This is a genomic window from Micromonospora sp. PTRAS2 (genome assembly GCF_054052245.1).
On sequence record NZ_JBSWBU010000002.1, the window covers coordinates 315,086 to 337,157 of the forward strand.

Genomic DNA, 22,072 nt, shown 5'->3' on the forward strand with positions numbered 1-22,072 from the left:
AGGTGACCACCGTCGGCGGGCGACGTGAGGGCTGGATCCGGCGGGCGGTGGGCGGGGCGGCGGTGGCGCTTCGCGGGGCTGGCGCAGCCGGGAGGACACGTGCTGGGCGAGCCCGGGTGCCGGGCGGTGCGGTGCGGTGCCGGTGCGGGCCGGGCCGTCAGCCGCCGAAGCCGGAGTCGGCCGGCAGGGAGATGTCGGGCTTCTCCAGCTCCTCGACGTTGACGTCCTTGAACGTCATCACCCGGACATTCTTGACGAACCGGGCCGGACGGTACATGTCCCACACCCAGGCGTCGTGCATCTCGACCTCGAAGTAGACCTCGCCGTCGGAGTTGCGCACGTGCAGGTCCACCTGGTTGGCCAGGTAGAAGCGGCGCTCCGTCTCCACCACGTACGAGAACTGACGGACGATGTCGCGGTATTCCCGGTAGAGCTGGAGCTCCATCTCGGTCTCGTACTTCTCGAGATCTTCCGCGCTCATCGCACTCCGCCTTCCATGACCACATCCTCCCCCACCGGCGCGGGAGGTCGGGGCTGCTCGCCCAACGCCACGCCGACGGTACCCCTTGACGCCTCGAAACGCTCCATCGGCTCGACCGGCCGCGCACCCACCGGTCGGCGGGATCTGGGTGGCCGCCCGTCCAGGCCGGAAACGGCGGCCACATTGACGTACGAGAACCTGTGCTCCCGGCACGGGCCGCGCTCCCGCAGGGCCGCCGTGTGCTCCGCGGTGATGTAGCCCTTGTGCTCGGCGAAGCCGTAGCCGGGGAACGCCGCGTCCAGCTCGACCATCATCCGGTCCCGGGTGACCTTGGCGAGCACGCTGGCCGCCGCGACGCAGGCCGCCACCCGGTCGCCCTTCCACACCGCCAGCCCCGGCACGTCCAGGCCGTCGACGCCGAAGCCGTCGGTCAGCACGTAGTCGGGGCGGGTGGCCAGCGAAGCGAGGGCCCGGCGCATCGCGGCGAGGTTGCACACGTGCAGGCCACGGGCGTCGACCTCCTCGGCCGGGATCACCACCACCGCGTACGCGAGGGCGCGGGCGACCACCTGTTCGTAGACGCGCTCCCGGCTGGCCGGGGTGAGCAGCTTCGAGTCGGCCAGCCCGTCGATCTCGCCGCGTCGCCCCTCGGGCAGCACCGCCGCCGCGGCGACGAGCGGGCCCGCGCAGGCGCCCCGCCCGGCCTCGTCGGCACCGGCCACGTGCCGGAAGCCCCGGCGTTGCAGGGCGCGCTCCAGCGCGTACAGCCCGGCCTCGCGGCGCACGACGGTGCGCGGTGGGGTCAGCACGGCGTACCCCCGGTGGTGGACCCGACACCGGCGGACCCGGCGGACCCGGCGGGCGCGTCGGCCACGGCCGGCGGGCCGGACGCCTCGGGGCGCGCGGCGAGCGCCCGGCGCAGCAGCGCCGGCAGGTCGGCCGGGTAGTAGCGCTCGGTCGTGGCCGCCAGCTCGTCGAGCGGCCACCAGCGGTGCCCGGTGATGCTGGCCCGCTCGACGGCGTCGAAGCCCGCCGTGTCGACCTCCCACCCGGGGACCCGGGCCAGGAAGAACTGCTGCTCCTGCTCGTAGTGGGCGGCGCCGAACGGGAACCGGATCCGCTCCTGCGCCACGGGCTCGCCCAGCTCTGCCGGGGTCAGCCGCAGGCCCGTCTCCTCGGCCAGCTCCCGGGCGGCGGCGGCCGCCGGGGACTCGCCCGGCTCCAGCCCGCCGCCGGGGGTCAGCCAGTATCGGTGGTCGGGCCGCGCCGGGTCGTGCCCGGCGAGGAGCAGCACCCGGCCGGCGGCGTCGACGAGCAGCACGCGCGCCGCGCGTCGGGGGGTGTAGACCGTCACCGTCCCAGCCTGCCAGACGCGGCCCCCGACGCCCACGCCCACCCGGGAGCCGCTAGGGTCGCGCGGGCGGGTCAGGGGTTCGGCACGTCGTCGAACGACTTCGGCACGGTGAGCCACGTGGCCCGGTCGACCGGCCAGAAGACGGTGAACGCCCGCCCGACCACCTGGTCCTCGGGGATGGTGGCGCTGTCGATGTTCTGGCCCGACTGCTGCCAGTGCTCCAGCGAGTCGCCGGACGCCGAGCGGTGGTCGCCCATCACCCACAGCCGCCCCTGCGGCACGGTGATGTCGAACTCCTGGTCGGCCGCCTTGTCCTGCTGGCCGTTGGCGGAGTAGATGTACGGCTCGTCGATCGGCTTGCCGTTGATCATGATCCGCTCCTGCGGGTCGCAGCAGACCACGTGGTCGCCGCCGACGCCGATCACCCGCTTGATGAAGTCCTCGCCGTCGGGGTTGCCGCTCCACTCGGTCGGTGCCTTGAACACCACGACCTCGCCCCGGTGCGGTGACCGGAAGTCGTAGACCAGTTTGTTGACCAGCACCCGATCGTTGATCTGGAGGGTGTTCTCCATGGACGGCGACGGGATGTAGAAGGTCTGGAGCACGAAGGCCCGCACCAGCACCGCTACCAGGATCGCCACGCCCAGGAGGATGGGCAACTCCTTCCAGAAGGAGCCGCTCTTCTTGTCGGTCTGCTCGTCAATCACGGGTGGAGCCTACGTCGCCGCGAGCGCACCGGCCGACCGGAACGCGCGAGAACGGACAGCGCAGCCGACACCGGGACGAGCAGCAGCACACCACCCGTGCCGCTGGGCCGCACCGGGGCCAGGGGCTGCCCGGCCGCCGGGGTGGGCCCGGTGACCGTCGCGAAGGTCTCCGGCACCGGCAGCGACGCCCACCGCGACGACGGCCAGACCACCGCGAACGCCCGGCCGACGACGTTGTCGATCGGGACCGGGCCCTGGCAGCGGGCGTCCTGGGAGACGAGCCGGTGGTCGCCCATGACGAAGATCTGGCCGGGCGGTACGACCACCTCGTCGAAGCGCCGCGACCGGCACTCGGCGGGGTTGGGCGGCAGGTCCAGCGGCGAGTCGCGGACCACGTACGGCTCGTCGAGCGGGATGTCGTTGACGGTGACCCGGCCCTGGGCGTCGCAGCAGCGCACCCGGTCCCCGGGCAGGCCGATCACCCGCTTGATGAAGTCCTTCTCGCCGGGGCGGCTCACCCCGACCAGGTCGCCGACGGTGCGGCCGAACTTGCCGACGATCCCGGGCTCGGGCTCCTGGACCTCCTGGGCGACCCACTTGTCGGTGCCCCGGAAGACCACCACCTCGCCGCGCTGCGGGTCGCGGACGTCGTAGACGACCTTGTTGACCAGCACCCGGTCGTTGATGAGCAGCGTGTCCTCCATGGAGCCGGAGGGGATGAAGAACGCCTGGAGCAGGAACGTGCGGATCAGCACCGCCAGGCAGAAGGCGACGATCAGCAGCAGCGGCAGCTCCTGCCACAGCGGCATCTGCCGGCGGGAACGTCGTTCCCGCCGACGCCACGGATCGACCGCGTCGCCCTCGTCAAGCGTGCGCACCATGCCACTCCCCGGTTCGCAGAAACGCCACTACCGCCCGGGAGCCTCGACGAGGCCCCACGGGCGGTAGTGGGACGATCCGCGACCGCGGCTCACGCCGCGACGCATCGATACCCGCCTGCGCCCGTGCGACCAGCGTAACCGGGCCGGGCCCGTACGACATCCGCGCAGCTCAGGCGGCGTGGCGAGCGGGAAGTCAGCTCGGCTGCTTCTCGCGGCGCTCCTTGATCTTGGCCTTCTTGCCCCGCAGCTCGCGCAGGTAGTAGAGCTTGGCGCGGCGCACGGCGCCACGGGTCACGATCTCGATCCGGTCGATCGCCGGGCTGTTCACCGGGTAGGTCCGCTCGACACCCACGCCGAAGCTCATCTTGCGGACCGAGAAGGTCTCGCGCAGGCCGTCACCCTGGCGGCGGATGACGACGCCCTGGAAGATCTGGACCCGGGACCGGCTGCCCTCGACGACCCGCGCGTGCACCTTGACGGTGTCACCGGCGCGGAACTGGGGGATGTCGACCCGCTTCGACTGGGCGTCAAGGGCGTCCAGGATGTTCATCGCTGCGTCCTCGTGAGGCTCACGGCGCACCGTCAGTCGGTGCGCGAATGGGTGATTCTGATCCCCGGGTGGCGACCGCGGACGGCCCCGGTCGAGGATCCTCGCAGCCGCCCGCGGCGCGGGCGGTCACGGCAACCTCCCTACTTTGCCACATCCCCCGCCGGCAGCGGAAATCCGGCCCGGTCCAGGGCCGCCCGGTCCCGTTTGTCCAGGCTCGCCGGGTCGAGCGCGGCGAGCAGGTCGGGCCGGCGGGCGGCGGTACGGGTCAGCGCCTCGTCGCGCCGCCAGCGGGCGATCCGGCCGTGGTCGCCGGAGCGCAGCACCTCCGGAACCTCGTGCCCGCGCCAGGTCGCCGGCTTGGTGTACATCGGCGCCTCCAGCAGCCCGTGGGCGTGCGACTCCTCGTCCAGCGAGCCGGCGTTGCCGAGCACCCCGGGCAGCAGCCGGGTCACGGCCTCCAGGATCACCAGCACGGCCACCTCGCCGCCGAAGAGCACGTAGTCACCGAGGGAGACCTCGGTGACCCGCATCCGGGTCGCGGCGTGGTCGAGCACCCGCTGGTCGATGCCCTCGTACCGGCCGCAGGCGAAGAGCAGGTGCGACTCGGCGGCCAGCTCGTGCGCCATGGCCTGGGTGAACGGCTCACCGGCCGGCGACGGCACCAGCAGCCGGGGCAGGGTGACGCCGTCCGGGGCCAGCTCGGCCGGGGCGAGGGCGTCGAGCGCCTCGCCCCACGGCTCGGGCCGCATCACCATGCCGGGCCCGCCCCCGTAGGGGGTGTCGTCGACCGTGCGGTGCACGTCGTGGGTCCAGCTCCGCAGGTCGTGTACGGCCAGCCGCAGTGTCCCGGCGGCCCGGGCCCTGCCGATCAGCGACAGGTCGAGCGGGGCGAGGTACTCGGGGAAGATCGACACGACGTCGACGCGCATGCGCGGGTGCTCCAGGGGCCTAGAGGTCGAGCAGGCCGCCGGGCGGGTCGACGACGACGCGACCGCCGGCGAGGTCGACCTCGGGCACGATCGCCCTGACGAACGGGATCAGCGCCGTGCGCCCCTCGGGGCGGCGCAGCACCAGCAGGTCGGACGCGGGCGCATGGTCGATCTTGACCACCTCGCCGAGGTGTTCGCCGGCCGGGGTGACCGCCGCCAGCCCGACGAGCTGGTGGTCGTGGAACTCCTCCGGGTCCTCCGGCGGGGCGACGTCGGCGCTGTCCACCCCCAGCAGGGTGCCGCGCAGCGCCTCGGCGACGTCGCGCTCTCCGATGCCCTCGAAGGCGACCAGCATCCGCCCCTGGTGCCAGCGGGCGGACTCCACGGTCAGCGCGGCCGGGACCCGGAACGGCACGCCGGGGCCGGGAGCGGGGTTGGCCGGCGGCGCCGCGCCCGGCTCGGTAGCGAGTACCGAACCGGGCGCGAAGCGTGCCTCGGGCTCGTCGGTGCGCACCTCGACGGTGACCTCACCGCGGATGCCGTGCGGCTTGCCGATCCGGCCGACGATGAGCCGCATCAGTACGAGTCGACGATGTCGACGCGCACGCCGCGCCCACCGATGGAGCCGATCACCTGGCGCAGCGCCTTGGCGGTCCGGCCGGACCGCCCGATCACCGTGCCGAGGTCCTCCGGGTGCACGCGGACTTCCAGCCGCTTGCCCCGACGGTTGTCGACCAGCCGGACCCGGACGTCGTCCGGGTGGTCGACGATGCCCTTGACCAGGTGCTCAAGCGCCGGACGCAGTGCCATGTCAGGCCTGCTCGCCGGCCGCGTCCGCGGCGGGCTGCTCCTCGGCCTTCGGCGCCTGCTCGGCGGCCGGGGCCTCGGCCTTGGCGGCCTTCTTGGCCGGCTTCGCCGGGGCGTCGGCCAGGCCGGCGGCGGCCTTCGCCTCGGCCTCGTACGCCGCCTTGCGGTCGGCGCGCTCGGCGGCGACCTTCAGCGGCGGCGGGGCCGGCAGGCCCTTGAACTTCTGCCAGTCACCGGTCAGCTCCAGCAGGCGCTGCACGGCGTCGCTCGGCTGCGCGCCGACGGACAGCCAGTACTGGACCCGCTCCGACTTGACCTCGATCACCGAAGGGTCCTCCTTCGGCTGGTACACACCGACGAACTCGATCGCGCGACCGTCACGCTTGGAGCGCGAGTCGGCGACGACGATGCGGTACTGCGGGTTGCGGATCTTGCCCATCCGCAGGAGCCGGATCTTTACGGCCACAGTTGTTTCGCTCCTGTTGCGATCTCACCGGCCCGGTCCGGGCGGTGCACGGGTGAGTGTCGACCGGCACAGTGGGGTTGGGCCGGAGACTGCTCGGTGGACTGGCGACGCGCCCGGGGTAGAGGGCGCCGGACGCGCGCCGGATACCAGCGACCCATTCTGCCAGATCGGGCCGGGATTCCTCACATCGGCCGGCCGGGCCGCCGCCCGACGGCACCGAAAAGAGCACTTCGCGCCGTTTGGGTGATTCGTGTCAGCGGGCGGGCGGGCGGTCCCAGCCGGGCGGCAGCGCCCCGGGCACGTCCCACCCGGACGGCGGGACGAAGTCGCACCAGGTGCCGTCGAACGGGAACTCACCGGCCTCGGCGCGGGCGATCACCCGCTTCCCCTCGGCCCGGACCGCGGCCTCGTCGGCCACCCAGTAGTCGGCGGGGAAGGCCAGCCGCTCGGCGAACTCCTCCTCGTCCTTCCACTCCCAGGTGCGGTCGGGCCGGATCACCACGTCGAGGTCCTGGTCGACCATGTCCACCCCGGCCAGGTCACCGTCGTCCCAGCGCACGCCGGGCTCCTCCAGGTTGACGTACCAGTGGCTGAACCGGCCGGCGGCGTCGGAGAACCACCAGACGGAGTGCGCCTCGCCCACGGGCAGGAACTTCAGCAGCGCCGGCCCGTTCCACCGCCCGCGGGCCAGCCGGTACGACGAGGTGGCCCACTCGGTGAACGGCACCGCCCGCAGGCCGAGCCCCGCCGCGGTCACCTCGTTGGCCACCGGCGAGTCGCGGGCGACGTAGACCAGCAGGCCGCGCTCGTCGTCGCTGACCACCCGCCCCGTCCGGGCCCAGCCGATCCGGCCGCGCCGGACGTTGCGGTGCACGATCAACCGGCCGGGCGCGAACCTCATGGCACCGACCCTATCGGGCGACGCTCCCGGCCCGCGGCGGCACCGGCGGCGGAGGCGGACGACGGGCGGCGGGCGGACGGCGGCCCGGGAGCCCATGTTCCGACACCCGATCGGCCGTTGCGGGCTGTCGATCCCCGTCGCTGAATCGCTACCGTGTGATGGACGCGCGTCGTCGAGGGAAGGACGGACCTGTGTCGGAGGACGTGCGGGTCCCGCAGCCGGGCCGGCGCGGGGGCGGGGCCGTCCGCCCCGTGTCCGCCGGGGCGCACGACTGAGGGGCGACACCATGGGAGCTCCACTGGTCACCGACGGCTTCGACGATCTCGGCCGGGCCCTGCGCTCCACCGTGCTCGAGGTGCTTCCCGGCGCGGACGTCCCCGGCGGCACCGCCTTCTTCGTCGCCCCCGGCTTCGCCCTGACCTGCGCACACGTGGTGGGCGGCCGGCAGGGTGACGTGCTGCCGGTGCGCTGGGACGGGCGGGCGCTGACCGCGCAGGTGGTGCACGCCGCCCCGTCCTCACCCGGCGGCCAGCCGGTCTGGTCCCCGCCCGACCTCGCCGTGCTGCGGGTCGCCGACGCGCCCGCCGGGCACCCGTGCGTCTGGCTCGGCGAGCAGCCGCCGCCGGAGGGCACGCCGCTGCACACCGTGGGCTTCGCCGGGGAGCACGCCACGGCGGAGGCCACCCCCGCCTGGCCCCGGTCGGCGGGCCCGCAGGGCGTCCGGGGGGCCACCGCGCTGCGGTTGCGCGGTGACGAACTCGCCAAGGGCAGCCCCGGCAGCCCGGTGCTGGACCTCACCACCGGTGAGGTGTGCGCGATGGTGCAGACCCCCCACCGGCCGGGTGACGCGTACGGCGGGCTGGCCATCCCCCTGGCCGAACTGCGCGGGCTGCCCATCGCCCTGCTGCGCGAGCTGTGGCGCGGGCACGATCGGCACCACGGGGCCGACGGCAGTTGGGCGTACGCCATCGACCGGCTGCGGGACCGGCGCACCGAGACGGTCCGGCCCGAGGTCGCGGAGTTGCTCAACCCGGCGGCCCGGCTGCCGGTGCTGCGCGCCGCCGAGGAGGCGCGGCTGCGGGGGCTGCTGGCCCTGCTGCCACCGGCCGAGGACGCGTACCAGCTCTACGAGCGGGCGTGCGGCGGGCCCGCCGCGCCGACGCCGGCGCAGCCGCTGCTGGACCGGCGCGACGTCATCGGCGCCCTCGACGACGTGACGCGGGCCCGGCGCGGGGAGCTGCACCCGCTGCTGGTCCTCGCCACCGAGCTGATCCCCCGCTGCCGGGACGCCGAGCGGGCCGTGCTCCGGGCCTGGATCGACGACCTGGCCATGCGCCTCGGCCAGCGGGCGCAGCTCGCGAGGCACACCACCGCGTGGACGCCGACGCCGGCAGAGCTGTCGTCCGTGCTGCTGGAGGTCACCCCGGCGGGCCACGACCAGCAGCGGTACCTGCTGTCGATGTCGGTCTACCGCAGCCGCGACGACGTCCGCTGCCTCGACCAGCAGGACGAGCCGATCCCCGTGCCGGAGCTGGAGGCGGCGCTGCGGCGGCTGCTGCGCCTCGGGCTGGGCCACCTCGGCTGGGGCCGCCGGGTGATGGTCGAGCTGACCCTGCCGCCGGAACTGCTGGACCTGCCGGTCGACGAGTGGATCCTCGACCACGACCCCGTCCCGCTCGGGTTGGTCCGGCCCGTGCTGGTGCGGCTCGCCGACGACGAGGAGTCGGGCTCCCGGCCGGAGGCCGAGGAGCACTGGGACGCGCTGTCGGCGGACGGCGACGGCATGTCGTTCGCCACCGTCGGCTGCGGGGTCGACGTCGGGCCGACCTGGTTCTACGCCCACCTCACCCGCACCAACCCGGCGGGCGTGCTGCTGCCCGGCCCGACCACGGACCGGGCCCGGCGCACCCTGCTGGAGGTCGCGTTGCGGGCCGGGACGCCGGTGGCGCTGTGGAGCCGGGTCGGCTGCGAGCGGCACGGCGGCCCGGGCGGCGCGGGCGCCTGCCGGGGCGAGGCGTTCCTCGCGGACCTGGAGCCCCGGCTGCGGCACCGGCCGATCGGGGCGCTGCCCCTGGACGTGCGGCAGCTGCGGGCCGCGGCGGTGGAGGCACGCGACGAGAACCACTGCGGGCACCGGCTGGTCCTGCTCTGGGACAACCCGTTCCGGCGTTTCCGGGACACCTCGACGCTCGACGCGCAGTGGTGAGACCGGCGCGGGCCGGCCGACAGGAGGGAAGAGACGTGCAGGACTGGTGGATCTACCGGGGCACGGGTCGGCCCCACTCCGGGATACTCCGGCTCCCGCCTCCCCCGCCCTGGCGGGTGTTCGACGGCACCCCCCTGGTGCCGCCGCCGTCGAGCCTGGACGGTGGCGTCGGGCGACGGCTCGGCGAGCAGCACCGGGCGGTGAGCTACCGGCCCCGCCCGGACGAGCTGGAGCTGATCAACGCCGCGCTCTATCTGCGCCGACCGTTGTTGATCACGGGCAAGCCCGGCGTGGGCAAGTCGACCCTCGCGTACGCGGTGGCGCACGAGCTGGCCCTGGGCCCGGTGCTGCGGTGGCCGGTCACCAGCCGGTCCACCCTGGCCGACGGGCTCTACAGCTACGACGCGATCGGCCGGCTCCAGGAGGCCAGCCTGCACCACCAGCTCGGCACGACGGGCGACCTGCAGATCGGCCGCTACCTGCGGCTGGGGCCGCTGGGCACGGCCCTGCTGCCGTACGAGCACCCGAGGGTGCTGCTGATCGATGAGATCGACAAGAGCGACGTCGACCTGCCGAACGACCTGCTCAACATCTTCGAGGAGGGCGAGTACCCGATCCCGGAGCTGCAACGGATCGCCGCCAGCCAGCCCCGGGTGGAGCTGCCGGTCGAGGGCAGCGACGACCTGGTCGGGGTGCACCGGGGCGTGGTGCGGTGCAACGCGTTCCCGCTGGTGCTGATGACCAGCAACGGTGAGCGGGAGTTCTCCCCCGCGTTCCACCGGCGGTGCCTGCGGCTCGATCTGGGGCAGCCGGACGCCGAGCAGCTCGGCGCCATCGTGGCCGCCCACTTCGGCACCGAGCCGACGGCGGACACCGCCGAGCTGGTGGAGCTCTTCCTGGCCCGGCGCGAGCGCGGCACCCTCGCCACGGACCAGCTCCTCAACGCCATCTACCTCACCGTCCAGGCGCCCGACGGCGGGCCGCCCGACCGGGAGCGGCTGGCGGACCTGGTGCTGCGGCAACTCGACGCGGGACCTGATTCCTGATGCGCACGGCCCGGCTGGTGGAGGCGCTTCGCGGCGGCGGCCTCGACGCCCTGCCGAGGGAGGTCGCGGAGGCGCTCTGGCTGGCCCGGTTCCTCCCCGGGGACGGCGCGTCGCCGTCGCGGGGGGAACCGTCGGCGCATCCCCCGTCGGGCTCCACCCCGGGGTCGGCCGCGCCCGGGGAGGCCGACCCGCCGGAGGCTGCCGACCCGACGGCAGGGCCGGGGCCAGGCTCCCGGGTCCGCCCGGCCGGGGGCGGGGTCGACCCGCCGCCGGGGCCCGGGGCGACCACCCCGCGGCGCTGGGTCGAGCTGCACCTGCCGGCCCCGGCGGCCCCCGGCGCGGGCGCAGGCCGCGGGGGCGGCGGGGGGCTGCCGGTGCGCGCCCCCGAGCCGCCCGCCCTGGACGCCCGCGCGCTGACCCGCAGCCTGCGGCCGCTGCGGCGGCGGGTGCCGGACCCGCGCGCCGTGGTCGTCGACGAGGAGGCGACCGCGACGCGGATCGTCGAGGAGGGCCTGTGGCTGCCCGTCCTGCGGCAGGTGCGCCGACCGTGGTTCGACCTGACCCTGGCCGTGGACGCCGGGGCGTCGATGGCCGTGTGGCACCCGCTGGTCGACGACCTGGCGGCGGTGCTGGCCCGGCTGGGGGCGTTCCGGCGCGTGGAGCGGGTACGGCTGCCGTCCGGGCCGGGGCAGCGGTTCGAGGTGGGGGCGGCCGGCGGCCCGGGCGTTCCCGGGCACTCGATGCGGGAGCTGCTCGACCCGAGGGGACGCCGGCTGATCCTCGTCGTCAGCGACTGCGCCGGGCCGCAGTGGCACGACGGTTCGATGTTCCGCACCCTGCAGGACTGGGCCCGGCGGGAGACGGTGGCCATCCTGCAACCGCTGCCGCAACGGATGTGGCGGCGCAGCGGCCTGGTGCCGGTGCGCGGCCGGCTGACGGCGACGGACGGCGGTGCCGCGAACCGGCAGCTCCGGTTCACGCCCCGGCAGTGGCGGCCCGGCCGCGACCTGACCGGGATCGTGCCGGTGCCGGTGCTGCAGATCCAGCCGGACTGGCTGGCCGGGTGGGCCCGCCTGACCGGGACGGGAGCGGGTTCGATCGACGCCGTGATCACCCTGCCGCCGCAGCCCGGTCCGCCGGCCGCCGCCGAGCCGCCCGCCGGAGGAGGCCCGGAGGCGGCCGCCCACCGGCTACGCCGGTTCCGGGCCACCGCCAGCCCGGAGGCGCTCCGGCTCGCCACCCAGCTCGCCGAGCTGCCGGTCACCCTGCCGGTCATGCGCCTGGTGCAGCAGGCATCGGCGACGCCGACCCACCCGGCGCACCTGGCGGAGGTGCTGCTCGGCGGGCTGCTCGTCCGCCAGCCCGGCCCTGCGGGCGACCTGCGGTTCGACTTCCACTCCGGCGTCCGGCCGATGCTCCGGGAGCTGCTGCTGCACACCGACCTGGTGCGGCTGCGGCACGAGATCGCCCGGTTCCTGGCCGGGCAGATGGGCATCAGCATGCGGGAGTTCGCCGCGGCGCTGAGCGGGCCGCCGGGGACGACCGGCCACGCGGCCCTCGGCGCGCCCATCGGCCGCCTCCCGGCCACCGTGCTGACCCGGCTGGGCGGCCGGCACCGGGAGCTGATCGCGTTCGTCGAGGACGGAGCCCCGGAGCCGCCGCACAAGGTCAACGGGAAGCCTCCGACCGTCCCGCCCGCGTCCGGCGCGGCCGGGCAGGACCCGCCCGTGCAGGAGCGGGACCTCGCCGGCCTGGACGCGGCCATCGGGTCGCTGCGGCGGGCGACGGCCCGGGACCCGGCCCACGCTGACCTGCCGGAGCTGGCCCGCGCGTTACGGGCCCGGTTCCGGCTGACCGGGGCCTCCGCCGACCTGCTGGAGGCGGCGTCCATCCTGGAGCAGGTGGTGCGCGGCGGCCGGGGGGTGGGCGACCCCGAGCTGGTGCTCGACCTCGCCGAGGTCCGGTTGGCACTGTTCGCCGAGCGCGGCACGGCGGGCGACCTGACCGCGGCGGTCGGCCTGTTCCGCGGCGTCGTCGCCGCCGGCGGGCCCGGGGCGGGGGGCTCGCGGGCCGCCGTCGGGTTGGCCCGCGCGCTGGTGGTGCGGGCCGACCGGCTCGGCGCGGCGGCCGACCTCGACGAGGCGGTGCAGCTCTATCTCGCGGCGGCCGGGACGGCCACCGGCGCGGACCGGGACGACCTGCGGCTGCGGGCGGTCGACGCGCTGCTGCGCCGCTTCGTGCTGACCGGCGACCGGGCCGCGCTGCACCGGGCCGACGCGGTGGCCGGTGCCGCCGCGGACACCCCGGCGCGGCTCAGCCGCCAGGTGCGCCTGGCCGAACTGCTGCGCCGGGCCGCCGACGGCGAGCCGGGCGTCCTGCACCGCGCGGCGCAGCTCTACGCGGAGGCCGCCGGCCGCGACGGCGACGCCCGGGTGCTGCGGGGCCTCGCCGAGACGCACAGCGAGCTGTTCGCCGCGACCGGCGACCCGGCCGAGCTGGACGCGGCGCTGGCGGCCGCGCGGTCCGCCGTGGCGGCCAGCGACGGGGACGACCTGGCGTACGCCGAGTGCCTGGCCACCCTCACCCGGGTGCTGCGGCCCCGCGCCGCCCTGGACCACCGCGGCGCCGACCTGGACGAGCTGGTCGACGCCGCCCGCCGGTTGCTCGACGCGGTGCCCGGCTCCCACCCGGACCGGCACCACCACCTCGCCACGCTGGGCGACGCCCTCCGCCTGAGGTACGGCGCGGAGGGCGACGCCGGCGACATCCAGGAGGCGTGCGCCCGGTTCGAGGAGGCGGTACGGGTCTCGCCGCCGACCGGCCCGGGGATCGCGGGGCTGCTCACCGACCTGAGTGACGCGCTGCGGGCACGGGCCGAGCGGTTCGGCTCCCGCGCCGACCTGGACGCCGCGCGTCTTGCCCTGGTGCGCGCGGTCGACGTGACGCCCGCCGCCGACCCCCGCTCGGCCGACCGGGTCCGGCTGCTGGCCGAGGTGCTGGTCGCGCTACGCGAACGCGCGGCGGCGGTCGCGTGCTACCGGCGCGCGGTCGAGCTGTACGGCCGCCGGCACGGGCCCGACGGCGACCGGACCGTGGAGGTGCGGGCCGCGTTCGGCGGGGCGCTGATCGACGCGGACCGGTTCACCGAGGCGCGGGACGAGCTGCGGGCGGTGGTCGACGTCCTGACCCAGCGGCTCGGGCCGGAGCACCGCCGTACCCTCGCCGCCCGGCACGCGGCGGCGCGGGCGCTGGTCGGGCTCGGTGACCTCGACGGCGCCCGCCGTGAGCTGCGGGAGGTGCTCGCCGGGCAGGCCCGCGGCGGGGGCGAGGACGACCCAGACGCGGTGGCGACCCGGGAGCTGCTGGACCGGCTGGCCGGGAGCGACTGACCGCACCGGCCGGGGCGGGCGGGGCCGGGCGCCCGGCCGCTCGGGCTCTTCGGCGGGCGCACAGGAGATATCCTCGGCTTCTGGCATCGAAGTTCATATCTTGGTCGCCCGTCGGAGCGCGGCCTGCGGCACTTGGCGGAAGGATGGCCGAGCGCATGAGGGAAGCCGAAGTCGGGCCCGCACCGACGATCCTGCCGGACGAACTCCTCGACGAGTTGGAACGCACCGGCCCCGACGTGCTCCGACACGCGATCCGGCGGGTCCGGGCCGAGGCGGCGGCCGGGGCCCTGGCCGTCGCCCGGTTCAACAACCAGAACGGCGGGGTGCCCACGGTCGCGCACACGGCGGGCCGGGGCGACCCGCCCGCCGGGCCCGACGAGCACCGGCGGTGAGGGCCGACGGCCCGCAGGACGCGCCGGTGCCGTTCCAGGAGTTCGTGCTGAAGGTGCACAGCCGGTGCAACCTGGCCTGCGACTACTGCTACGTCTACGAGATGGCCGACCAGAGCTGGGCCCGCCGGCCCCGGGTGATGAGCACCGCGGTGGTGCGGCGCACCGGGGAGCGGATCGCCGAGCATCTGCGCGGGCACGGGCTCACCGCGGCCAGCGTGGTGCTGCACGGCGGGGAGCCGCTGCTCGCCGGGGCGCACCGGCTGGAACAGCTGGTGACGGAGCTGCGCCGGCTGGCCGGGCCACGGATCACGCTCTCCTTCGTGGTGCAGACCAACGGCACCCTGCTGGACCGGCGGATGCTGGAGCTGTTCCGGCGGCACGACGTCCGCGTCGGGGTGAGCCTCGACGGCGACCGGGCCGCGACGGACCGGCACCGCCGCCGGCCGGACGGCGGCAGCAGCCACCCGGCGACGGTCCGGGCCCTGGAGCTGCTGACGGGGCCGCGTTACCGGCCGCTCTTCGCCGGTCTGCTGGCCACCGTGGACCTGGCCACCGACCCGGTACGCGCCTACGAGTCGCTGCTGGAGTTCGCCCCGCCGACGGTCGACTTCCTGCTGCCCCACGGCACCTGGTCGACCCCGCCGCCGGGCCGACCCGCCGATCCGGCCCGCACGCCGTACGCCGACTGGCTGATCGCGGTCTTCGAGCGCTGGTATGCCGCGCCGCGCCGGGAGACCGGGGTGCGGATGCTGGAGGAAATCCTGGTGCTGCTGCTGGGCGGGGCGAGCCGGATCGAGTCCGTGGGGCTCTCCCCGGCGGCGTACGTGGTGGTGGAGACCGACGGCGAGATCGAGCTGGTCGACACGCTCAAGGCGGCCTATCCGGGCGCTGCCGCGACCGGGCTGACCGTGCACGCCGACCGGTTCGACGCGGCCCTGGCGCACCCGGCGGTGCGGGCGGGCCAGCGCGGCGCGGCCAGGCTGCCCACGGCGTGCCGGGTCTGCCCCGCGCAGCGGGTCTGCGGAGGCGGCCTGTACCCGCACCGGTTCCGCGCCGGGCGGGGCTTCGACAACCCGTCGGTCTACTGCCCGGACCTCTACCGGCTGATCGACCACCTGGCCCGGCGGGTCGCGGGCGCGGCCGCGCCGGGTGCCGCCCGTCGTCCGGACCGACCCGGCGGGCCCCGGGCGACGCCCGACCGGCCCGCTGTCGGGTTCCCGATAGGACGGACGGGCGCTGCGGTGGGGACGACGGAAACTATCCTCGGAGCTCCGGACCGCGCCGACCGGGCCGCGGTGCGCCCGACGGCCGGCACGGGGGAGGCTCGATGACCGCTCAGCGCAGCGCCGCCGAAGGCCGGCGACGGATCGTCGTGGCGCACGTCGGCACGGACCGCCTGTGGGCGGAGTGGCTCTGCGAGCAGCTCGAACGCGGCGGGGCCGACGCCGTCGCGCGGCGGATCGAGCCCCGGGCCACCGACGATCCCGCCGCGCTGCTGCGCGACGCCACGGGCGACGACGCCGGCCTGCTGCTGGTGCTCAGCGACGCGCTGCTGCGCGGGGGCACCGGGCCGGCGCCCGGATGGGCGGAGGCGGTGACCGCGCTGCGGGCGGAGCGGGGCGACGCGTTCCGCCCGGTCTCGGTCGGCTCCCGCCGGCCGGCGTTCCTCACCCCGGCGCAGTGCCCGGTGCTCGGCACGATGGACGAGGCCGACGCCCGGGGCGAGGTCCTCGCCCTGTTCGGGCTGGCCGCCCCGGAGCAGCAGCGGCCCTCCGGCACGCCCTGGCCGCCCGACCAGCCCCGGCACTGGAGCCAGCCCTTCCCGTCCCGCAACCCGCACTTCACGGGGCGGGAGGAGCCCCTGACGGAGCTGCGGGACCGGCTCACCGAGGGGGTGACGTCGGTGGTGCCGACCGCCGTGCTGGGCACGGCCGGGGTCGGCAAGACCCAGCTCGTGATCGAGTACGCCTACCGCTTCGCCGCCTGCTACGACCTGATCTGGTACGTGCGCAGCGAGCAGCTCGCCACCGTGCGGGCCGACCTCGCCGGGCTGGCCGCCTCGCTGGGCCTGCGGATCAGCGACGACCTCGGGGTGACCGCCGACACCGTGCTGGACGCGTTGCGCCGCGGCGAGCCGGTACGCGACTGGCTGCTGATCTTCGACAACGCGCCGACCCCGCAGGAGCTGACCCGGCTGCTGCCCACCGGCCGCGCGCCCCGGGGGCGGTGCCACGTGCTGGTGACCTCGCGGGACGAGGGCTGGCGGTCCAGCGCCGACGTGCTGGAGCTGGACGTCTACCGGCGGGCCGAGAGCGTCGAGTTCCTGCGCCGGCGCGCGCCCCGGCTGACCGAGCCGGACGCGGTCGAGCTGGCCGACCGCTTCGGGGACCTGCCGCTCGCCCTGGACGCCACCGCCGGCTACCTGTCGACCTCGCACCTGCCCGTGCGCGACTACCTCGCCGAGAGCGAGCAGCGGATGACGGCGCTGCTGAGCCAGGCCCGGGTCGCGGCGTACGAGCGGCAGGTGGTGATGGCCTGGGTGCTGCCGATGAACCGGCTGCGGGAGCGCCGCCGGTCGGCCGCCCAGCTGCTGCGGCTGTGCGCGTTCCTCGGCCCGGAGCCGGTGCCGCTGACCCTGCTGCTGGGCCCGCCGGGCGGCAGCCGGCCGGCCGTCGAGCTGCCCGCCCCGCTCGACGAGGAGATCGGGGACGTGATGTCCCGGGGCGACATCTTCCGGGAGATCAGCGCCTGCGGGCTGGCCCGCATCGGCGAGCGCGACGGCCGGGAGACGGTGCAGCTGCACCGGGTCTTCCAGCAGTTCCTGCGCGAGCAGCTCACCGAGGCCGAGCGCCGGATGTACGCCCGGGCGGCCCGCCGGCTGCTCGCCGCCGCCGATCCGGGCGAGCCGGACCAGATCGCCCACCGCCCCCGGTACGCCGACCTGCTGGTGCACGCCGAGGCCGCCGACGTGGCCGCCGCCGCGGACGACCCGGCCGTACGCGCCCTGGTGATCAACCTGTGCCGCTACCTCTTCTCCCGGGGCGAGTACACCGCCTGCCAGCGCCTGGGCAGCCGGGCGCGGGCGGCCTGGGTGGAGGTGATCGAACGCAGCCACCCCGACGTGGTGGCGCTGAGCGTCACGCTGGCCAACGCGCTGCGCAGCCGGGGTGAATACCGGGCCGCCCGGGCGCTGGACGAGGCGAACCTGACCCGCGCCCGCACGGAGCTCGGCGAGGGGCACCCGGAGACGCTCGGCGCGGCGAACGGCCTGGCGGCCAGCCTGCGCCGGCTCGGCGACTGGCGGAGCGCGTACGACCTGGATCGGCAGGCCCACGGGCAGGCGCTGCGCGCGCTCGGACCGGACCACCCGCGGGCGCTGCTCACCGCGCACAACCTCGCGGTGTCGCACCGGATGATGGGCGAGTTCCCCCAGGCGCTGGAGCTGGACCAGGAGGCGCTGCGCCGCTACCGGATCCGGTTCGCCGGTGAGGAGAACCGGTCGACCCTGTTCTCCGCCAACAACGTCGCGCGAGACCTGCGCGAGTGCGGCGAGTACGCGCGGGCGTGGGAGATGCAGGAGGGCGTCTACCAGCGGTACGGCGTGTTCTTCGGCCCCGACCACCCGGACTCGCTGCGGGCGATGAAGAACCTCGCGGTCACCCGACGTAAGGCGGGACAATACCTCGACGCGTACCGGCTGGCCAGCAGCTGCCTGGCGCGGCACCGGCACCGGTTCGGGCCGGACTACGCCGAGACGCTGGCGGCGGCCACGAACCTCGCCAACGACCTGCGCTGCCTGGGCGAGGTGCCGGGGGCGCGGGCCCGCGCCGAGGAGGCCGTGCACCGGCTGCGCGCCACCGCCGGGGACGAGCACCCGTACACCCTGTGCGCGGCGGTGGACCTGGCGATCTGCCTGCGGCTGACAGGGGAGCCCGAGGAGGCCCGCCGGCTCGACGAGCGCACCCGGGCGGGGCTGGCGGAGGTGCTCGCCCCGGACCACCCGTACACCCTGGCCTGCGCCACCAACCTGGCCAGCGACCTGCGGGCGCTGGGCGAGGTGGGCGCGGCGCGGCGGCTCGGCGAGGAGCTGCTGGAGCGCCTGCGCCGGGTGCGCGGCGCGACGCACCCGTACACCCTGGCCTGCGCGTCCAACCTGGCCGACGACCGGCGGGCCGACGACGACCACGAGGGGGCCCGCGAGCTGCTGCGGGAGACCATGGCGGGCTACGAGCGGACGCTGGGGGTCGGCCACCCCGAGGCGGAGGCGGCGGCGGCCCGCACGCGGCTGGACTGCGACGTGGAACCGCCGCCGACCTGAGCCGGGCGCGCCGGTCCGGCCCGGCAGGTCAGCCCTCGCGGCTGGTCAACCCTCGCGGCCGGTCAGCCCTCGCGGCCGGTCAGCTCGCCGGCCCGGTCGGCGGGGTCGGGCGGCGGATAGCGCCTGGCCGTCCAGCGGCGCGGCACGCGGGCCGTCCCGGCGGGTTGGCGCTCGCGGGGCCGGCCGGCCGCACGGCGCGGCGGGCGTCGCCCGGACGGTGCCGGGGCCCGGCCGGCGGGTGGACCGGAGGCCGGCGCCCGCGGCCCGACCACGGCGGGGCCGCCAAGGGCGCTGCCGGGTGCCGGTGGGTCCTCCGAGCGGTCCCGCAGCTGGCTGCGGTAGAGGGTCCGGTCGCCGACGACCAGGCAGGCGATGCCTGTGGCCAGCATGGCCGGGAAGAGCAGGCTCAGGTTGCCGGTGGTCTCGGCCGCCATCACGACCAGCGCGAGCGGCGCGTGGGCGATGGAGCCGAGGCACGCCGCCATTCCGATGATCACGTACGGGGCCGGGGAGCCGGGGGCGAGCCCGAGCGGTTCCAGCAGCCGCCACACCGCCGCCCCGGCGGTCGCGCCGATCACCAGCCCCGGGCCGAAGATGCCGCCGGAGCCGCCGGAGCCGACCGACAGCGAGGTGGACACGATCTTGACGAGCGGGATCGCCAGCAGGAGCCACACGGAGGTCGACAGCATCGCCTCGGCGTCGAAGGCGCGCTGGGCGGTGCCGTAGCCGGTGCCCAGGACGCCCGGCACGGCCAGCCCGATCGCCCCGACCACCAGGCCCGCGAGGGTGGGCCGCAGCACGCGGGGCAGCCGGCGCATCCGGGCCGAGGAGAAGAAGCCGGCCGTCGCGTAGAACGCCCAGGCGTAGAGCCGGCCGAGCAGGCCGGCGAGCAGGCCCAGCAGCGGGACGACCAGCCACTGGGCCGGATGGTCCCACCCCGTGCCGGCGACCGTGCCGAAGATCGGCTCGAAGCCGTGGAACAGCCCGAACACCAGGAAGGACACCGCCGAGGCGAGCAGCGCCGGCACGACCACGCCGGCCGCGACGTCGGCCCGGTAGAGCAGCTCCGCCCCGAGCAGCGCCCCGCCCAGCGGGGACCGGAAGATGGCGCCCACGCCGGCCGCGAGGCCCATCGCCACCGTGATGCGGGCCTGCTCGTAGGTCAGCCGGGACCGCCGGGCCACGACCGACGCCAGGGCGGCGGTGATCTGCGCGGTGGGCCCCTCGCTGCCGCCCGAGCCGCCGGAGCCGATCAGCACCACGGAGGCGAGCATCTTGACCGCCGGCACCCGGGCCCGCATGCCGGTCGGGTCGTGGTGGGCGGCGTGGATCGCCGCGTCCGTGCCGTGCCCGCTGGTCTCGGGCGCGACCCAGACGACGAGGGCGGTGGCGACGAACGCGCCGGCGGCGACGAGCAGGGGGATGAGCAGCGGGGTCGGGAAACCGCCCGCCTCGGCCGGGCCGCCCTCGCCGGCCAGGCCCGGCACCTCGTGCCCGCCGATGCCGCGCAGCAGCAGCTCGTTGCCGAGGTGCAGCAGCTCGGCGAACGCGGCGGCGGCCAGGCCGGAGAGCGCGCCGGTGAGCGTGGCCAGGGGAAGCCACCGGCGCAGGGCCCCCGGCCCGCCCCTACCGCTCATCGGCAAACTCCATCACCAGCGCGCCTCGGAGCACGAGGCGGTGCGTCGCCCGCCTCGTCGAGCAGCTGGCAACCGAACGTGTGCCGGGGTGACCGTCCATCGTCGACCGCCACTCGCGTGCCCGATGATAGCGACCGATCCGTTGCCGCGTGACCCGCTCGACGAGTCGGCATCCCGACCGGACCAACGCGCGCCGCCGCGCCCGGGTGACGCCGGCCCGCCGGCCGGAGACACGCCGAGGGGCGGCCGGCGGGTGCCGGCCGCCCCTCGGCGGAAGCGGTGGGTCAGTAGGCGCGGGCCAGGATCGCGACCAGCTCCGGCTCGTCCTCCGAGTCCGGGACGGAGCCGTCGGCGCGCAGCAGGCAGCGCACCGTCACGCCCTGACCGTTCGCCTCGGCCTCGCCGGCCACGCCGACCGCCGACCACGGCACGCGGGCCCAGCCGGTGGCGGCCGCCTCGATCGCCTCGGCGAGCGTGGCCACCTCCACGGTGCGGGACTGGCGGTGGGTCAGCGCCTGGTCGTGCAGGGCGCGCTGGTCGGCCTCCAGGGCGGCCAGGACCGCGCCGACCACGTCGGCGACCGGGGTCGGGGACTTCGAGCCGTCCGTGCGCCGGACCACGACCGCGTTGCCGGCGGCCAGGTCGCGGGGGCCGACCTCGACGCGTACCGGATAGCCGCGCAGCTCGGCATCGACGGCCCGGCGGCCGAACGCGGTGTCCGTGCGGTCGTCGAGCGCGACCCGGACCCCGGCGTCGCGCAGGCCGTCGCGCAGCTTGGCCGCCGCCTCGCCGACGCCCTCGCCGTCCTTGACGATCATCACGTACGCCTGCACGGGCGCCAGCTTCGGCGGGACCCGCAGGCCGTTGTCGTCGCCGTGGGCCATGATCAGGCCGCCGAGCATCCGGGTGGAGGTGCCCCAGGACGTCGTCCAAGCGTGCTCCCGGCCGCCCTCGGCCGAGGAGTAGCTGATGTCGAACGCCTTGGCGAAGTTCTGCCCCAGCTCGTGGCTCGTGCCGAGCTGGAGGGCCTTGCCGTCGCCCATCATGCCCTCGCACGTGTACGTGGCGGTGGCCCCGGCGAAGCGCTCCCGGGCGGTCTTGAGGCCCACCACGACCGGGATGCCGAGCACGTTGACCATCAGGTCCTCGTACGCCTCGTGCAGGATCTTGCGGGCGTACGCGCGGGCGTCTTCACGGGTGGCGTGGGCGGTGTGCCCCTCCTGCCAGAGGAACTCGCTGGTGCGCAGGAAGATCCGGGGGCGCAGCTCCCAGCGGACCACGTTCGCCCACTGGTTGAGCAGCAGCGGCAGGTCCCGGTAGGAGTCGATCCACTTGGCCATGAACTCGCCGATCACCGTCTCGCTGGTGGGGCGCACCACCACCGGCTCGGCGAGCTGCTTACCGCCGCCGTGGGTGACCACCGCCAGCTCCGGCGAGAAGCCCTCGACGTGCTCGGCCTCGCGCTTGAGGTAGCTCTCCGGGATGAACAGCGGGAAGTACGCGTTCTCCGCGCCGGCCGCCTTGATCCGGGCGTCCATCTCGGCCTGCATCCGCTCCCAGATGGCGTAGCCGGCCGGTCGGATGACCATGGTCCCCCGGACCGGGCCGTTGTCGGCCAGCTTCGCCTTGGCGATCAGGTCCTGGTACCAGCGGGGAAAGTCCTCCGCCCGGGGAGTGAGCACGCGTGCCATGACCGCACATCCTATGCGCCCCGCCCCGCGACGCCGTCATCGGGCGCGCTCCCGCCCCGCGCCGTCCCGCCGGGGCTGGATCGTCACCCCGCACGGCAGGGCTCGTTCGTGGCCCGTGACGCGGCACAGTCCCACCCACCGGCAGCACCATCGACCAGCGAACCCCTTTGCTCTGCACCCATATATGCAACGGTTCACGCAGCGCGACGCGACCTCACGCACCTCCGCCCGCCGCATTCCTGCATCCACCCTGTTGGGACAAGGTGTTGCGCCGGTGGGTGCAGAGCAAAGGGGAGCACGGACGCCCTGCACCGCCA

The 22,072-nt window shown here is 75.7% G+C and carries 18 protein-coding genes and 1 pseudogene; 6 read left to right on the forward strand and 13 right to left on the reverse strand.

The window, feature by feature from the left end:
• Positions 1-157: 157 nt before the first annotated feature.
• From ACVMYR_RS07300 to ACVMYR_RS07350, 11 genes and pseudogenes are all read right to left on the reverse strand, one after another.
• Positions 158-481 carry a DUF2469 domain-containing protein gene (locus tag ACVMYR_RS07300; RefSeq protein WP_007075222.1) on the reverse strand — a complete coding sequence of 108 codons (324 nt, stop codon included), beginning with the start codon at positions 479-481 and terminating at the stop codon, positions 158-160.
• Positions 478-1,290, reverse strand: coding sequence for a ribonuclease HII (locus ACVMYR_RS07305; RefSeq protein WP_457121409.1), 813 nt, complete (start codon positions 1,288-1,290; stop codon positions 478-480). The genes ACVMYR_RS07300 and ACVMYR_RS07305 overlap by 4 nt, the downstream gene beginning before the upstream one ends.
• Positions 1,284-1,835 (reverse strand): NUDIX hydrolase, encoded by a 552-nt coding sequence (locus tag ACVMYR_RS07310; RefSeq protein ID WP_457121410.1) that lies wholly within the window; start codon positions 1,833-1,835, stop codon positions 1,284-1,286. Before ACVMYR_RS07310 ends, ACVMYR_RS07305 begins: the two co-directional genes overlap by 7 nt.
• 71 nt (positions 1,836-1,906) lie before the next feature.
• The gene (lepB, locus tag ACVMYR_RS07315) at positions 1,907-2,542 is read right to left on the reverse strand and encodes a signal peptidase I (RefSeq protein ID WP_043962347.1); all 636 of its coding nucleotides are present in this window, start codon (positions 2,540-2,542) and stop codon (positions 1,907-1,909) included.
• 9 nt (positions 2,543-2,551) lie between these two features.
• Positions 2,552-3,423, reverse strand: a pseudogene (gene lepB / locus ACVMYR_RS07320) (signal peptidase I).
• A 193-nt stretch (positions 3,424-3,616) separates the two neighbouring features.
• Positions 3,617-3,973, reverse strand: coding sequence for a 50S ribosomal protein L19 (gene rplS, locus ACVMYR_RS07325; protein WP_043962345.1), 357 nt, complete (start codon positions 3,971-3,973; stop codon positions 3,617-3,619).
• A gap of 140 nt (positions 3,974-4,113) precedes the next feature.
• A complete protein-coding gene (trmD, locus tag ACVMYR_RS07330) occupies positions 4,114-4,902 on the reverse strand; it encodes a tRNA (guanosine(37)-N1)-methyltransferase TrmD (RefSeq protein WP_043962344.1) in 789 nt (262 codons plus the stop codon).
• Positions 4,903-4,921: 19 nt separating this feature from the next.
• Positions 4,922-5,479: a ribosome maturation factor RimM gene (gene rimM, locus ACVMYR_RS07335; RefSeq protein ID WP_043962343.1), complete on the reverse strand. Its 558-nt coding sequence runs from the start codon at positions 5,477-5,479 to the stop codon at positions 4,922-4,924.
• The gene (locus tag ACVMYR_RS07340) at positions 5,479-5,712 is read right to left on the reverse strand and encodes an RNA-binding protein (protein WP_036374728.1); all 234 of its coding nucleotides are present in this window, start codon (positions 5,710-5,712) and stop codon (positions 5,479-5,481) included. Before ACVMYR_RS07340 ends, rimM begins: the two co-directional genes overlap by 1 nt.
• A 1-nt stretch (position 5,713) precedes the next feature.
• Positions 5,714-6,175: a 30S ribosomal protein S16 gene (gene rpsP, locus ACVMYR_RS07345; protein WP_043962341.1), complete on the reverse strand. Its 462-nt coding sequence runs from the start codon at positions 6,173-6,175 to the stop codon at positions 5,714-5,716.
• 253 nt (positions 6,176-6,428) lie between these two features.
• A complete protein-coding gene (locus tag ACVMYR_RS07350; protein ID WP_077936634.1) occupies positions 6,429-7,076 on the reverse strand; it encodes a DUF402 domain-containing protein in 648 nt (215 codons plus the stop codon).
• A 286-nt stretch (positions 7,077-7,362) separates the two neighbouring features.
• On the opposite strand from ACVMYR_RS07350, the gene ACVMYR_RS07355 reads away from it, so the two are divergent.
• The 6 genes from ACVMYR_RS07355 to fxsT all read left to right on the forward strand — a co-directional run bounded on the left by ACVMYR_RS07355 (position 7,363) and on the right by fxsT (position 18,427).
• Positions 7,363-9,282, forward strand: coding sequence for a VMAP-C domain-containing protein (locus ACVMYR_RS07355; RefSeq protein WP_431893888.1), 1,920 nt, complete (start codon positions 7,363-7,365; stop codon positions 9,280-9,282).
• A 35-nt stretch (positions 9,283-9,317) separates the two neighbouring features.
• Complete coding sequence (locus ACVMYR_RS07360; protein ID WP_043962337.1) at positions 9,318-10,328, forward strand: AAA family ATPase; 1,011 nt, start codon at positions 9,318-9,320, stop codon at positions 10,326-10,328.
• On the forward strand, positions 10,328-13,717 hold the full coding sequence (locus ACVMYR_RS07365; RefSeq protein WP_457121411.1) for an SAV_2336 N-terminal domain-related protein: 3,390 nt from the start codon (positions 10,328-10,330) through the stop codon (positions 13,715-13,717). Before ACVMYR_RS07360 ends, ACVMYR_RS07365 begins: the two co-directional genes overlap by 1 nt.
• A gap of 155 nt (positions 13,718-13,872) precedes the next feature.
• On the forward strand, positions 13,873-14,109 hold the full coding sequence (locus tag ACVMYR_RS07370; protein ID WP_457121412.1) for a hypothetical protein: 237 nt from the start codon (positions 13,873-13,875) through the stop codon (positions 14,107-14,109).
• A complete protein-coding gene (locus tag ACVMYR_RS07375) occupies positions 14,106-15,440 on the forward strand; it encodes an FxsB family cyclophane-forming radical SAM/SPASM peptide maturase (RefSeq protein ID WP_457121413.1) in 1,335 nt (444 codons plus the stop codon). Before ACVMYR_RS07370 ends, ACVMYR_RS07375 begins: the two co-directional genes overlap by 4 nt.
• On the forward strand, positions 15,437-18,427 hold the full coding sequence (fxsT, locus tag ACVMYR_RS07380) for an FxSxx-COOH system tetratricopeptide repeat protein (RefSeq protein ID WP_077936628.1): 2,991 nt from the start codon (positions 15,437-15,439) through the stop codon (positions 18,425-18,427). Before ACVMYR_RS07375 ends, fxsT begins: the two co-directional genes overlap by 4 nt.
• Before the next feature lie 62 nt (positions 18,428-18,489).
• Here the strand turns inward: fxsT and ACVMYR_RS07385 are convergent, their stop codons facing one another.
• Together ACVMYR_RS07385 and proS are read right to left on the reverse strand one after the other, a co-directional pair.
• The gene (locus ACVMYR_RS07385; protein WP_457121414.1) at positions 18,490-20,064 is read right to left on the reverse strand and encodes a chloride channel protein; all 1,575 of its coding nucleotides are present in this window, start codon (positions 20,062-20,064) and stop codon (positions 18,490-18,492) included.
• Positions 20,065-20,348: 284 nt separating this feature from the next.
• Positions 20,349-21,755 carry a proline--tRNA ligase gene (proS, locus tag ACVMYR_RS07390; RefSeq protein WP_457121415.1) on the reverse strand — a complete coding sequence of 469 codons (1,407 nt, stop codon included), beginning with the start codon at positions 21,753-21,755 and terminating at the stop codon, positions 20,349-20,351.
• Positions 21,756-22,072: the final 317 nt, after the last annotated feature.

Coding starts and splice junctions, on each gene's coding strand:
- fxsT (WP_077936628.1), top strand. CDS start 15,437: ATGACCGCTCAGCGCAGCGCCGCCGAAGGCCGGCGACGGATCGTCGTG.
- rimM (WP_043962343.1), bottom strand. CDS start 5,479: ATGCGGCTCATCGTCGGCCGGATCGGCAAGCCGCACGGCATCCGCGGT.
- proS (WP_457121415.1), bottom strand. CDS start 21,755: ATGGCACGCGTGCTCACTCCCCGGGCGGAGGACTTTCCCCGCTGGTAC.
- ACVMYR_RS07385 (WP_457121414.1), bottom strand. CDS start 20,064: ATGAGCGGTAGGGGCGGGCCGGGGGCCCTGCGCCGGTGGCTTCCCCTG.
- ACVMYR_RS07365 (WP_457121411.1), top strand. CDS start 10,328: ATGCGCACGGCCCGGCTGGTGGAGGCGCTTCGCGGCGGCGGCCTCGAC.
- ACVMYR_RS07350 (WP_077936634.1), bottom strand. CDS start 7,076: ATGAGGTTCGCGCCCGGCCGGTTGATCGTGCACCGCAACGTCCGGCGC.
- ACVMYR_RS07370 (WP_457121412.1), top strand. CDS start 13,873: ATGAGGGAAGCCGAAGTCGGGCCCGCACCGACGATCCTGCCGGACGAA.
- rplS (WP_043962345.1), bottom strand. CDS start 3,973: ATGAACATCCTGGACGCCCTTGACGCCCAGTCGAAGCGGGTCGACATC.
- ACVMYR_RS07300 (WP_007075222.1), bottom strand. CDS start 481: ATGAGCGCGGAAGATCTCGAGAAGTACGAGACCGAGATGGAGCTCCAG.
- trmD (WP_043962344.1), bottom strand. CDS start 4,902: ATGCGCGTCGACGTCGTGTCGATCTTCCCCGAGTACCTCGCCCCGCTC.
- ACVMYR_RS07355 (WP_431893888.1), top strand. CDS start 7,363: ATGGGAGCTCCACTGGTCACCGACGGCTTCGACGATCTCGGCCGGGCC.
- ACVMYR_RS07340 (WP_036374728.1), bottom strand. CDS start 5,712: ATGGCACTGCGTCCGGCGCTTGAGCACCTGGTCAAGGGCATCGTCGAC.